Below are 12667 nucleotides of genomic sequence, written 5' to 3'. Positions count from 1 at the left end.
AAACCTTTGTTCGAAAAAATGCAAAACAGATTGACAAACATACGTTCTTAGTGATATGATAAATCCAGAAATAGGAACATATGTTCTTACATTTGAGGAGGTATGCATAATATGAAACAGTTGATCATGTTAACCCTGGCAGTCATGCTGGGAGCTTATTTTTGCGGACATTCCCTTATGAATTCATTGGCCGGAGAGGTGGGAACACCGCTGATAGAGAAGTATTATACCAGTATAGAGATTAAGAACGGAGACAGTCTCTGGAGCATTGCAGATCAGTATGTGGAGAACAGCGGAATGTCCACTGCCCAATATGTACAGGAATTAAGAAGTATGAACAGATTAAGGGAAGATACCATTCATTCCGGCCAGTATCTGACGGTAGCGTATTTTGTACAGAGCCAGGAACACTAACCTGGCTCTGTACCGATCCGGTATTTCCGATTAAAGGATTACTTGAATTAATGTGATACTTTTCATGGTGCGAGAGTGCATCATCAGTTAAAAATAGCACACCGCCCATCTCTGCCATTCTATAAGGGGGCAGTGGTGGGCGGTGTAATTTTAGTTTCTATTTGCTTTTATTTATTCTTCCCGCAATTTCACTTTATTTCTTGCACTGCGGCGACGTTCGTCTTCCAATGCAGCATAATGTTTCTTTGTAGTATTTACATCTGAATGTCCCAGGACATCCGCCACCAGATAGATATCACCAGTTTCTTTGTAAAGTGCGGTACCATAGGTACTGCGAAGCTTATGAGGAGTAATCTTTTTTAAAGGAGTAACCAGCCTGGAATATTTCTTTACAAGATTTTCAACGCTGCGTACGGCAATTCTCTTTTTCTGCATGGAGAGGAAAAGGGCATTTTCACTACCACCTTCAGGGATCATCTGATTACGTTCTTCCAGGTAATCCAGGAGAGCATCCTCTACTTCAGATCCGAAGTAAACTGTAACTTCTTTTCCACCTTTTCTATGTATCCGGATTCCTCCATTTTTAAAATCAATATCATTAAGATCCAGGCCTACACATTCTGATACCCGAATTCCAGTACCAAGTAAAAGTGTTAATAGCGCCAAATCCCGAACCTTGGTTTTTTCGTGATAGGCCTTTTGTTTCTCTGTTAAAGACTCACCTTTTTCTACTTCATCAAGCAATAGAGCAACCTCATCAACATCCAAACGTATAATTTCTTTCTCATGCAGCTTGGGCAGCTGAATTAAGGCTGCTGGATTGTTTTGAAGTCGTTCATTGCGGTAATAATAATTATAGAAGCTTTTCAAGGAGGAGATTTTCCGCATGATACCCCGTTCTTTATTGGTTACTTCCTGATTTCTATCGTTAAATCGGTATTTTAAATACTCCATATATTCCTCTATATCAACAACCCTGAGGGTATTCAAAAAATCCAATGGAATTTCTTTCATTTCAATCTTGCCAATAACTGGATTTTCCTTTTGCAGGAAGTCAAAAAAAACCTTTAAATCGTAAGCATAGGCGATTCTGGTGCGTGAAGATGTACGCGGTTCAATGCCACGAAAGAAATCACCGCAGAAACGAGGAAGCTCTTTGATCAGCTCACGCAGATGCTTTACATTTTCAATATCTTTTTGCTGATGGTAGGAGAGTGTAGCTTTCATGAAATCACCTCTTGTATTATTTACTTATTGTTCATTAAATAAGATCTTAATTTTGTTTTCACAGAGTTTATGTAGAAACAAGCAAATCCTATAAAATCTGAATATAGCCATTATAACATATAGACCGGATTTACAGTTGAAAACGTATGACAGCAGTAATGCAAATGCAGTGATGTGGTAAATAAGATAATATAGGAATTGAAGCTTTACATTGGCATGTATTAATTGTATATATGAATTATATTGATTTCCGTATAACTATTCGTTAAACTAGACTTTCGCGAATAGTTGGATCAGTCACATACTATTATATCATAATTCCAACATTTTTTACATTTACATTACCGATTGTTTGTACTGCTGTTTTGTTGTCTTTCCATTATAACTGTAGTATGACCGAAAAAATAAATTACTGCTGTTTTGTCGTTTTTCCATAAGATACTATCAGTAATACCATATTGGCATTATCATAGTCCAATGACATAATGAAAACTTGCTACTAAACCTCAACTATTTGATTCAATCTAATGATCTTCCAAAGTTTATTTTCGACGTCATAATAAAGCTCCATAATGCCACAAAAATCTAATTTGAATTGATTTCTTTTATATACAGGTATCCCAAGTATATGACAAGCTAATAACCTGATATAGCCCTCATGGCTGAACAACAATACATCCTGTCCATATTTAAGTATCTCATCAAATAATTCTTTTTGCCGTGCCTTAACCTCTTCACCGGTTTCACCATCTGGAAATCTAACATCTTTAGAATAACTGAAAAAGTCTGTCCAAAACTCAGGATATTGCTTTTTAATCTCATCATCACTGATAGATTCAATTGCACCATTGTCTATTTCATTCAGCCGCCTATCCTCTTTGGGAGTTATACGCTTCAATTCGGCCACATATTTTGCAGTCTGCTTTGTACGCAGATATTCACTGGTATAAATTTGGGAAATATTTATATCTTTAAAATAAGTACATAACATTTCTGCTTTTGCTTCACCTGATTCGCTTAACGGCTCATCCTGATGCTTAAGATATTCGTTAAAATAATCACCTTCTGCTTTATCCCCATGTCTGACTACGTAAACCTTCATTCTTCAACTCTCCTTTCGCAAATAATCCGTTGAAATTCCACACTTAAAAGTCACACATCAGTTCCCATTTAACTCCAAAGCGATCCTTTACAGTACCAATTATTAACATGTATGGTGGCCTTTCAAGTGGCCTTATTATCTCACCCCCATCACTAAGTACTGAAAAGGCCTTTTCAACTTCTTCTACTGTCTCAAACCCGATAATATGAATCACTTTCCTGGTAAGTTCCACTTCAGCTTCATCGGATAGATCATTCATCCTTACCTCCTGTTCTCCAAACATAATCTCGGAATGATACACTAATGATTCCTTTGCTTCATCTGACCGTTCCCAGCCGTTTTTTACAGCATCGGAATAATGTAACAGATTCCTTATCGTACAACCAAAGGCTTTCTTGTATTCCTCCAAGGCTTCCTCTGTCTCTCCAGAAAAGCATAATTTCTGTATAAATTTCATATAGATACTCCTTTATCTTTAAATAAGAAATTCATTTAAACATATTTTAACTTTATCCTACTATTTATGCAAGAACAAAGCAATCAGGGTGCACAAATAAGGGTGCGATTGTAAGAACTGATGGGGAATCACTGCATCATAATGGAACTTATTACCATATGATGTGTCTCCCTGCTTCAGAATATAAAAACAGGACTATTCGTTATCATAGATTTCTCTACTTTACCGATAGTCCCGCCCCAAAATTTATAAAAATTTATTTCTTATCTTCAAACACGACCCATATTGGAAAATCATAAATTGCTTTATCACCAATTCCGGTAAATGAAATCTTACAATAAATAGGTTCTTTGGATAATTCGTCAAAATCTTCATATAAATATGGAATGAAGCTGGTACGACCATTCTCAAGATCAGTCACATAATCACCTACAACTTCTTGTTTCATATTATAGACAAATGAAATAATATAACTTGCATTTGCATCAGTTGTTACTACATCAAAAAATTGATACCGATACTTACTGCTCTCTTCTGGTTTCTGAATAACAATTACCGTTGTGTTCTGATCGTTAATTATCATGTCTCTTGTCTCAATAAAACCTGGTACCATGATCTGATATCTTTCATCTCCCCAGTTAACAGCCTGGTCTTCTGCTGCACTTGCAGGAATAATCATCATACCAGCAAGAATAATTGTTGCAAATATAGCTCTAATAAACCCCTTCATACATTAAACCTCCTTTTTTTACCATAATATCATAATAAATCCTTCATTACAATAATTTTCCAATAAATATGAATAGATATTCCCACTATTAGGCACTTTTTAACTCTTCGCCGCTGCTTTGTCGCCATTAATAGGCCACACGCTGCTCATTGTACCCACAATTCATATAATGTTCGTAATATTTCTTCAAATCATCTCCATATAAAGCTGCCAAATCCGAATTATTATCTTTATAAACCTTTACATCAAAGGTACTGCAGCCTTTCCTCCCCTCTGCCATGCCATTGTTTACAAAGTGCTCCAATAACTTTTGTCCGTTGCTTCCAACTGTGGTCTGAATATCAGGATTATTATTATAATAATACGTGGATTCAAATATCAATTTATAATCTTCCGCTTTTAATACTGCTTCGGACTTTGTCTCAGGTGCAGAAGAATTCGGCTTAGTCGATGAAGCATTACTGTTGCTATTATTATCATACGGACATACTCCGCCTGGATGGAGATGAGCAGAATACCCATGATGGTAATGGTAACTGCCTAAACCACTTTTGTTTTTGTTGTCATGATGCCCTCCCTGCGAATCTGTCCTTCCGGAATGCGCCTGGGCGGTTATTACGTTATTTCCGTATTTTGTTTGCGTACAACCAAGAATTAGGAATGCAGCCAGAAATAATGCGATTTTCTTCCCTTTTTTTAACTTTATTCCGGAGTTTCTATTGGTAATTTTTTTCTCTGTACTCATATTATACTTCCCCCTTAACTATTTTCTTTAAATATATCATACGGCAAAATAAATTACAAATATTTGGTAATATTATTTGCATAAATAAAAAATGACAAAACGTCAGCCTTTTATTTTGGCATTTTGACGTTTTGTCATTTTTTATTATATAATCTATAAAATTAACTATATTTATGCCCCTGGACCTGCATTTGTCTCTGATTCCGTGGGTGCTTCTTCCTCTGTAGTTTTATCTGAGCTGACTGGCTTTTTCGTTTCTTTTGTTGTTTCCTCTTTCTTTGTTTCTTCTTTTGCATCAGGAACTTCTGCTCCAGGCCCGATCAGACTTCCGTCTTCATTAGTTGGTGCTTTCCCACTCTCCTGCTCTTTCGTCTCTGGTACCGTTGTTTCCTTTACCGTCTCTTTTGCTTCCTCAGTCGTTTCAACAACAGCCTCTGTCTGTGCCGGAGCTGTCTCTACAGCAGCTTCCGTTTGTTTCTTTCCTTTTTTGCCGCTGGAGCTGCCTCCTGTCGGGGTATTTTTACCAGGTTCTGTGAGTCCGGTTTCTTTTGAAATCGATGCACTAATTTTCTTTACTGTGGAGGATGGAGCATAGTTTTCCTGACCATAGAGGAACTGATGCAACTGCACTACGTTGCTCTCCAGGGTGGTTGCTATTACACAGTCCATTTTTCCAACTTTCATGGTAGTACGTGAAAATGGGAAGCCGGCAGTTTCACCTATGTGATATTTGCTGATGCCTTTTGCAATTGACAGAATATCATTCATACCCACACTGGTGGAAATCTGCGGGAAAACTGTTGCTACCAGTGTTTTTCTGGTGGCAAAATCTGCATTTTTTGCTTTTTCCATGGCCAGATTTACAACTTTTCTCTGACGTTCGGTTCGGTTAAAATCAGTATCCATCAGACGCAGTCTTGCGTAAGCAACTGCCTGTACACCATCTAAATGATTCATTCCGGCATGTTTCAGCTGGTGGGAACCAACTCCCGTGGAATTTACTGTTTCTGTGATGAAACCGTTTATGTAAGCAAATTCTGAGTCTGTGATTTCCAGATCAATTCCTCCAAGAATATTAATGGCATCTGCTACAGACTTCCAGTTAAAGGTTGCATAATCGTCAATATTTAAATCCAGATTCTCGTTGAGGGCTTCCATGGCTTGCTTGTGCCCGCCCTTAAAATATGCTTCATTGATTTTATGATAAGTGCCTTTGCTGTTGATCTTTAAATAGGTATCACGGTAAACAGACAACAGCTTAATTTCACCAGTTTCCTTATTAATATTGCAAAGCATCTCCACATCCGACAAGGCGCCTTTGTCTAAGTTTCCATCTCTGGAGTCCACACCGAAAACGGCAATTGTCCAATAACCCTTCTGATGGGTATTCTGTTTAAAAAGAAATATTCCTGCAATCAGCAACGCTGCAATGATAACTAATTTAACTATAAATTTGTGCTTCTTATGATGCTTTTTTTTCTTTTTGTGGTTTGCACTGGTTTGCTGACCACTACTGTATCTGGCCCGCGGATTCCGGCCGTCGCCAGTACTGTAGTAAGTTCTGTCACCATGGGAAGCCTGAATTGGCTCCTGTGCCTGACTTTTTCTTTCCGGTGTATGTTGTATAGGCTTCTCACGCATTCTGCCGTTATCGCTTCTTCTCTTCCGGGCCCTCATTCGATCTAATTCATCCTCATGATCCATGACTCTGTCCTCAATCCTTTCCCATGTTGTCTTAGACAACCCCACATATTCTAACAGAAATTCAACTCTTATTTCTTGCTTTTCTCTTAATTTTATCGGTCAATCAATAATCTTTCAAAAGATCCGGATAAAACCGGGGTGAAGAAGAAATTGAATGTTCAGAAATGAGTTTGAACGGTAGAATAAAAGGGAAAAGATGAGGATTCAGATATGATATCAGATAATTATAGGAATGATAATAGATTATTAACCAGTTGCTAAAGCTGCATCCGACAAAACCAGCGCTTCAATTGCTGCTGCTACTCCATCCTCTTCATTGGATCTGGTAATGAGCCGTGCACTTTTCCTGATTTTCTCAGACCCATTTTCCATGGCAACGGTGTAACCCAGCGGAAGAACGAGCATGGATAAATCATTTTCACTATCCCCCATGGCAAGGATTTCCCTGGGATGAATTTTATTATTAATTGCGTATTCAAGCAGTGCATTTCCTTTTTGAGCATAGAAGTGTGTTATTTCAAGATTAGTAGCGGCTGAAGAGGCAACGGATATTCCTTCTTCCTTCTCCAGGCAGGAACGGATATAGGAAAGAATCTGAGGGTCTTCATGTACAATGGACATCTTGTAAATATCAGTATCAGATTGAAGCAAAGCCTCTTCCGAAACAAACTGAAAGCGTTTCACAATGGTTTCGAAGGTATGTTCATCGGAAACCATGGAAAGAAATATTTTGTTCTCAAAGCTTTCCTTAAATTCCTCCAGACTTGAGGTGGTATAACTGCCCTCATCCGTCATAAAATCGTAAAGCACGGAAAATGGCCGGCATATGGTGAGAATCCGGCTAACCTGATTTTTAAATAACGTCTGCTTGCGGATTTGTTCCCCCATACTGTTGTAAACAGCAGCGCCATTCATGCAAATGATGTCACAGGATATTCCCGCTTCCTCCAAAGGCGCATAAGCATCTGCATAATTTCGCCCTGTGCAGACTACGAAACCAATATTTCTTCTGTTCAATGCATGAACAGCAGCCTGGTTTTTTAAAGAAATTTTACCATAACGGTTTAACAATGTTCCATCCATATCGGAGGCTACTAATCGTATCATATAATTTTCATCCTTTCTTATCCACTATTCTTCTTGCAATGTCAGGATAATTGGTTATAATTGCTCCAATCCCCTGCTCCGCTAAATATTCCATTAACGCCTCCTCGTTGACAGTCCATACATGAAGAGGAATCTTCTTCTTTTTTGATTCTTTGATTAATTTTTCTGATCGCAGGTTATTAATAGACGGGTGAAGGGCGTCTGCTCCGATCAGCTTTGCATAAGCAACCACATGAATCCAGCCATCTGAATATAAAACACCGGTTTTTGCTTCCGGATCCAGCTTTTTGATTTTTATAATGCTGGGGTGATGGAAGGAGGAATAGATTACCCTCTCTTCCATCTCCATTTTTTTAACCAGCATTAATACCTTTTCCTCAATTCCCTTATAACGGTATACACCGGTTTTCAGTTCGATATTAACAGTTAAATCAGTTGGCTTTAACAGCTTAAGAACTTCCTTTAACTCTGGTATGACTGCAGCGGTGTATTCCGGGTGTATTTTATTGCAGGAAAATTGTTTTAGTTCCGCCATGGTGTAATCTTTTACATTGCCCAAGCCGTTACAGGTCCGGTCAATTGTTTCATCATGGATTACTGCCAGTTTCCCATCTTTGGTAAGCTGTACGTCCAGCTCCACTCCGTCTGCCTGCTGCCTTACTGCCAGTTCAAATGCTTCCAGTGTGTTTTCCGGCGCATAAGCGGAAGCTCCCCTGTGAGCCCAAACCTTTGTTTTCATCTGCTAATATCCTTTCTGATGCTATTTATTTAATAAATTATAATCTGCAATGGATTTATTAATGCTATCTGCCATCTTCTTAACGGCATCCTCTGGTGTACCATTGTTGTTAATCATGTTTTCAATTTCTGTTTCCACCGTCTGTCTTGCTTCTGGAAATACACTCAATAAAGCGCCTGCTGACTGTGGTGTGGAATCATGGAGCTGATCAATGGCAGTTTGAAATTGCGGGAACTTTGCTATGTTATCTTTAAAAACTGGTTCATTGTGAGCTGCCGTGGTGATTGGGAAATATCCTGTCTGGGAGTTCCAGAATGCCTGGCTTTCCGGTGAAACAAGAAACTTAACAAACTCCCACACTGCTTTCTGTTTGTTTGCATCATTATTATTTAATGCCCACAAAGAACCGCCGCCGATGGATACGCCACCCTTATCATCATCACTGACTTTGGGGAAATAAGCGGTTCCTACTTCAAATTTTCCATTTACATCATTTAAGATTTGTTTTAAGGATGCAGTTGAACCCAGTGTCATGGCAGATTTTCCAGAACTGAAGTCTGCAAGCCCTGCATCTCCTCCTCTGCCTACGTTTGGTGCATATCCTTTGGTTGATAATTCTTTCCATGCAGTCAGTGTTTTTACACCTGCTCCATTTTTATCGAAATCAACGGCAGATGCTGCTGCTTCTCTTCCATTGCCACTGTCTGCATAGTTGGCCTGCTGCTTGCAGGTAAACTGCTCAAAAAACCAGCCATAAATTCCAAGAGAAATAACTTCTCCGGCTCCGCCTTTCTTAAGCAGGTCATCTCCCACCCGTTCAATTCCCGGAAGGCTGTCCGGAACCTCTGTAATTCCGGCTTTCTTAAAAATATCTTTGTTATAGTATAGAATGGGAGTAGATGAGTTAAAGGGCATGGAATATAAAGTACCATTTACTGTATAATATGCCGCTATATTAGGTTCAACCTGAGATAGATCCCATTTATCCTCATCAATCAGCTGCTGCATTGGCACAACCCAGCCTGAATCAATCATAAATCTGGTTCCAATGTCGTAAATCTGTACAAGATCTGCACCCATGTTACCAATCTGAGCGCTTTTTAACTTGTTAATGGCATCGTCATAGCTGCCCTGATACTGAGCCTCAACTGTGATCCCTGAAGTATTTTCTTTATTAAATTTTTCTACAAGTGCATCAATTGCCTTTCCATTGACGCCGCCCATGGAGTGCCAGAATGTAATGGAAGTCTTTTGTGTATTTCCTGAAGTTTCTGCGGCAACAGGTGCTGCACTGGTCGTTACTTCTTCTTTCGTTTCAGATGCAGCGGTATTTCCGGATCCGGTCTGGCTGGAACAGCCGGATAACAGTCCTGCAGCCATGATAGCCGCCATACATAAGGAAACTGCTCTCTTTTTCATGATTGTCCTCCAAATTTTATGTAAGATTTATTCTGAATCAGGTCAGCCTTTTACGGCTCCTGAAAACATTCCTCTGATCAGCTGCTTTTGTCCTAAGATAAATACGGAAATCGATGGTATAATAATCATTACTACTCCGGCTATCATCATGGAAATCGACTGGGAATCCACACTGTCTAACATCCCGATTCCGATCTGAACCGTTCTCATTTTATCTGAACCTGTAACAAGAAGGGGCCACAAATACATATTCCAGGCATTGATGAAGGTATATACTGCCATAGCACCTATGGCTGATTTAGTAAGAGGTATGAGGATGCTGTAAATGAATCTTAAGTCAGAGCATCCATCTATCCGGGCCGATTCGTATAATGATATGGGAAACGATTTATAGAACTGCCGGAATAAAAAGATTCCCATAGCAGATGTCAGATAAGGAATAATTAAAACCTTATAGCTGTCAAGCCACCGAAACCCGCTTACCGTTAAGTAATTGGATATAATCGTCGCTTCTCCAGGTATCATCATGGTCGCCATCACAAGCATAAACAGCAGATTTTTGCCCTTAAATTCCAGAAAGGAAAAGGAGAATGCTGCCAGTGAACAGGATATGATCTGTCCTGCAGTGATACATCCTGCTACTAAAAATGAATTAATAATAAAGCGGGTTAAAGGTATTTTAACCATTGCCTGACGAAAATTATCAAGTGTTGGTGTTGCAGGTATTAAGTTCATACTGGTTGTAAACAGTTCACCTGAAGGCATCAGCGCTATGCTGACGGCATATAAAAGCGGTAGCAGAAGAAACAGTGCCATAAGTAAATTAACCCCGGTCAAAGCCAGCCTGGCAACCCTGCGGCGAAAGACCGCTTTCTTTAATGCCTCTCTCTTCAGATTCTCAAGTTCTTCTCTGCTGATATCTTTTACAGCCCTGGAAATAACAGTTTCCATCAATAGTGTACTCCTTTCTTTTCCAATCGAAACATACATAAAGTCAAAACCATAATGATGACAAATAAAATCACTGACTGAGCTGCTGCGCTGCCAAAACGGTAATTAAAAAATGCATCCCGGTAAATGGAGTAAACAATTAAATTGGTGGATTCACCAGGTCCTCCCATGGTTAATACCTTAACCTGGCCGAAGGACTGGAACGCCTGAATAATATTAACAACCAGCGTATAAAACAGAATGGGGCTTAAACCTGGAAGTGTCAGGCGAAAAAATTTCTGGAATGAATTAGCTCCGTCTACCGATGCTCTCTCATAAATAACCTCATCAATATTACTTAAACCAGCGCTAAAGTAAAGAAAGTTAATGCCGCTATTAAGCCACGCTGTTAAAAGTGCCACACAAATCAGTGCATATTTAGGATCGCTGATCCAGTTAATATGTAATCCCAGGATCTTATTAACGATTCCAATGGCCGGATGAAGCATGATTTTAAATATCATAGCGGCTGAGCTGGAAGCGATTGCCATTGGAAGCGCATAAGCAGTGCTGAATATCCGGATCCCTGGAAAAGACTGATTGCATAATACGGCAGTAATAAGACCGAGAAGCATACTGACACTTACTACGATCAGTACAAATACAACCGTTACAAAAAGGCTGTTAAAAAAAGACGCTGAACTTAAAAGCTCGGAATAATTTCCTGCACCCACAAACAACTTAGCCTGCCCCATTTTATTTGTTTTAAATAGGCTTAAATAAATAGTCTTGAAAAATGGGAAAAACAGAAAAAGAGCAAAAATTGTCATGGCAGGAGCGATGTATCCATATGGACTTAATTTTCTCGTAACTAATTTATAATTCATTGGATTTCTCCTTAACGGTATAATATGTTTTCTTCAGTCTCCATATCAAACAGCAAAATCCGGCTCATGTCTGCAAAAATGGATACTTCCTTTCCCCCTTCAGACGAAAAATCCGGTTTCAGTCTGGCACATACCGGGCTTCTTCCTATTTTTCCATGAAGAAGGATTTCTGATCCCAGAACTTCCTTTATCTCTACATTCAACTTCAGTTCCTGATCTTTGGAACCAGTTTCGTGCAAATCCTCGGGACGGATACCCAGATATACTCTTCTGCCCAGATAGTCACCGTCCATAAGCCTTTTTGCGCATTCCTCATTTACAAACAATCTGTTCTTTGAAAACTCCACACAAATCCGTTCTTCTCTTCTCTCCACCCAGACCGGAATGAAATTCATGGAGGGAGATCCCATGAAGCCAGCTACAAATTTATTGACCGGATTCATATATAGAACTTTTGGTTCAGCAGCCTGTAATATAACCCCGGAATTCATAACCACAATTCTGGTTCCCAAAGTCATTGCTTCTACCTGATCATGAGTTACATATATAATGGTTGCCCCAAGCTCCTTGTGTATCTTGGATAATTCAACCCTCATCTGTGTTCTCAGCTTTGCATCCAGATTGGACAGAGGCTCATCCATCAGATAAGCTTTCGGTTCACGAACAATCGCGCTCCCAATTGCCACTCTCTGCTTTTGACCACCGGATAAAGCGTAGGGTTTCCGGTCCAATAAGTGGCTGATGCATAAAACATCTGCCGCTTTTCTCACTCGCTGGTCAATTTCCGTTTTTACAACATTTCGTACTCGCAAACTAAATGCCATATTCTCGTAAACAGTCAGGTGGGGATAAAGAGCATAGGACTGGAACACCATGGATAGATCTCTTTTTTGGGGAACAGTCAGATTCATTAATTCTCCGTCTATCCATAGCTCCCCGGAGGATATCTCCTCAAGTCCGGCTATCATCCGCAGTGTGGTGGATTTTCCACAGCCGGAAGGACCTACCAGAATCAGAAATTCCTGATCTCTTATATCCAGATTGAAATTCTTCACCGCAATCTGACCATTTTTAAATGTTTTGCATACATTTACCAAAGATAGACTTGCCATATGATGCTGCTTCCTTTCTTATGTCCTGACTTCATTTTAGACAACCCATGTAAAATGAAAAAGAATCTTTTAGTAAAATGAATGTAAATCATGC

The 12667-nt window shown here is 39.3% G+C and carries 13 protein-coding genes; 1 reads left to right on the top strand and 12 read right to left on the bottom strand.

The genetic code is table 11. The features are described 5' to 3' along the window. Window positions 1-111 precede the first annotated feature (111 nt). Window positions 112-414 carry a cell division suppressor protein YneA gene (yneA, locus tag ABS301_RS21495; RefSeq protein ID WP_349674157.1) on the top strand — a complete coding sequence of 101 codons (303 nt, stop codon included), beginning with the start codon at window positions 112-114 and terminating at the stop codon, window positions 412-414. A gap of 171 nt (window positions 415-585) precedes the next feature. Here the strand turns inward: yneA and ABS301_RS21490 are convergent, their stop codons facing one another. The 12 genes from ABS301_RS21490 to ABS301_RS21435 all read right to left on the bottom strand — a co-directional run bounded on the left by ABS301_RS21490 (window position 586) and on the right by ABS301_RS21435 (window position 12573). Next, window positions 586-1641, bottom strand: a complete 1056-nt coding sequence (locus ABS301_RS21490) for a tyrosine-type recombinase/integrase (protein WP_349674156.1) — start codon at window positions 1639-1641, stop codon at window positions 586-588. A gap of 499 nt (window positions 1642-2140) precedes the next feature. Continuing rightward, complete coding sequence (locus tag ABS301_RS21485) at window positions 2141-2743, bottom strand: histidine phosphatase family protein (protein WP_349674155.1); 603 nt, start codon at window positions 2741-2743, stop codon at window positions 2141-2143. A 43-nt stretch (window positions 2744-2786) separates the two neighbouring features. Next, a complete protein-coding gene (locus ABS301_RS21480; protein WP_349674154.1) occupies window positions 2787-3200 on the bottom strand; it encodes a VOC family protein in 414 nt (137 codons plus the stop codon). A 256-nt stretch (window positions 3201-3456) separates the two neighbouring features. Next, window positions 3457-3930 (bottom strand): hypothetical protein, encoded by a 474-nt coding sequence (locus tag ABS301_RS21475; RefSeq protein WP_349674153.1) that lies wholly within the window; start codon window positions 3928-3930, stop codon window positions 3457-3459. A 127-nt stretch (window positions 3931-4057) separates the two neighbouring features. Further along, window positions 4058-4675 (bottom strand): YHYH domain-containing protein, encoded by a 618-nt coding sequence (locus ABS301_RS21470; protein ID WP_349674152.1) that lies wholly within the window; start codon window positions 4673-4675, stop codon window positions 4058-4060. A 171-nt stretch (window positions 4676-4846) separates the two neighbouring features. Then, window positions 4847-6379 (bottom strand): LCP family protein, encoded by a 1533-nt coding sequence (locus ABS301_RS21465; protein ID WP_349674151.1) that lies wholly within the window; start codon window positions 6377-6379, stop codon window positions 4847-4849. 246 nt (window positions 6380-6625) lie between these two features. Next, window positions 6626-7486: a Cof-type HAD-IIB family hydrolase gene (locus tag ABS301_RS21460; RefSeq protein ID WP_349674150.1), complete on the bottom strand. Its 861-nt coding sequence runs from the start codon at window positions 7484-7486 to the stop codon at window positions 6626-6628. Between the two features lie 7 nt (window positions 7487-7493). After that, entirely contained in the window at window positions 7494-8225 is a 732-nt protein-coding gene (locus tag ABS301_RS21455; RefSeq protein WP_349674149.1) for a glycerophosphodiester phosphodiesterase, read from the bottom strand. 21 nt (window positions 8226-8246) lie between these two features. Next, window positions 8247-9644: an ABC transporter substrate-binding protein gene (locus ABS301_RS21450; RefSeq protein WP_349674148.1), complete on the bottom strand. Its 1398-nt coding sequence runs from the start codon at window positions 9642-9644 to the stop codon at window positions 8247-8249. Window positions 9645-9686: 42 nt separating this feature from the next. Continuing rightward, window positions 9687-10598, bottom strand: coding sequence for a carbohydrate ABC transporter permease (locus ABS301_RS21445; RefSeq protein ID WP_502877993.1), 912 nt, complete (start codon window positions 10596-10598; stop codon window positions 9687-9689). Continuing rightward, on the bottom strand, window positions 10595-11461 hold the full coding sequence (locus tag ABS301_RS21440; protein ID WP_349674146.1) for a carbohydrate ABC transporter permease: 867 nt from the start codon (window positions 11459-11461) through the stop codon (window positions 10595-10597). The genes ABS301_RS21445 and ABS301_RS21440 overlap by 4 nt, the downstream gene beginning before the upstream one ends. Before the next feature lie 11 nt (window positions 11462-11472). Next, window positions 11473-12573, bottom strand: coding sequence for an ABC transporter ATP-binding protein (locus ABS301_RS21435; RefSeq protein ID WP_349674145.1), 1101 nt, complete (start codon window positions 12571-12573; stop codon window positions 11473-11475). Window positions 12574-12667: the final 94 nt, after the last annotated feature.

It is taken from the genome of Lacrimispora sp., assembly GCF_031982545.1.
Classification (GTDB): domain Bacteria; phylum Bacillota; class Clostridia; order Lachnospirales; family Lachnospiraceae; genus Lacrimispora.
Note: the sequence above shows the minus strand (reverse complement) of the source record. Positions and strands in the feature narration are given on the sequence as shown.

What these genes read in the sequence shown, in the direction of transcription:
- ABS301_RS21450 (WP_349674148.1), bottom strand. Translation starts at nt 9,644, where the DNA reads ATGAAAAAGAGAGCAGTTTCCTTATGTATGGCGGCTATCATGGCTGCA.
- ABS301_RS21470 (WP_349674152.1), bottom strand. Translation starts at nt 4,675, where the DNA reads ATGAGTACAGAGAAAAAAATTACCAATAGAAACTCCGGAATAAAGTTA.
- ABS301_RS21480 (WP_349674154.1), bottom strand. Translation starts at nt 3,200, where the DNA reads ATGAAATTTATACAGAAATTATGCTTTTCTGGAGAGACAGAGGAAGCC.
- ABS301_RS21485 (WP_349674155.1), bottom strand. Translation starts at nt 2,743, where the DNA reads ATGAAGGTTTACGTAGTCAGACATGGGGATAAAGCAGAAGGTGATTAT.
- ABS301_RS21460 (WP_349674150.1), bottom strand. Translation starts at nt 7,486, where the DNA reads ATGATACGATTAGTAGCCTCCGATATGGATGGAACATTGTTAAACCGT.
- ABS301_RS21475 (WP_349674153.1), bottom strand. Translation starts at nt 3,930, where the DNA reads ATGAAGGGGTTTATTAGAGCTATATTTGCAACAATTATTCTTGCTGGT.
- ABS301_RS21435 (WP_349674145.1), bottom strand. Translation starts at nt 12,573, where the DNA reads ATGGCAAGTCTATCTTTGGTAAATGTATGCAAAACATTTAAAAATGGT.
- ABS301_RS21455 (WP_349674149.1), bottom strand. Translation starts at nt 8,225, where the DNA reads ATGAAAACAAAGGTTTGGGCTCACAGGGGAGCTTCCGCTTATGCGCCG.
- ABS301_RS21465 (WP_349674151.1), bottom strand. Translation starts at nt 6,379, where the DNA reads ATGGATCATGAGGATGAATTAGATCGAATGAGGGCCCGGAAGAGAAGA.
- ABS301_RS21440 (WP_349674146.1), bottom strand. Translation starts at nt 11,461, where the DNA reads ATGAATTATAAATTAGTTACGAGAAAATTAAGTCCATATGGATACATC.
- ABS301_RS21490 (WP_349674156.1), bottom strand. Translation starts at nt 1,641, where the DNA reads ATGAAAGCTACACTCTCCTACCATCAGCAAAAAGATATTGAAAATGTA.
- yneA (WP_349674157.1), top strand. Translation starts at nt 112, where the DNA reads ATGAAACAGTTGATCATGTTAACCCTGGCAGTCATGCTGGGAGCTTAT.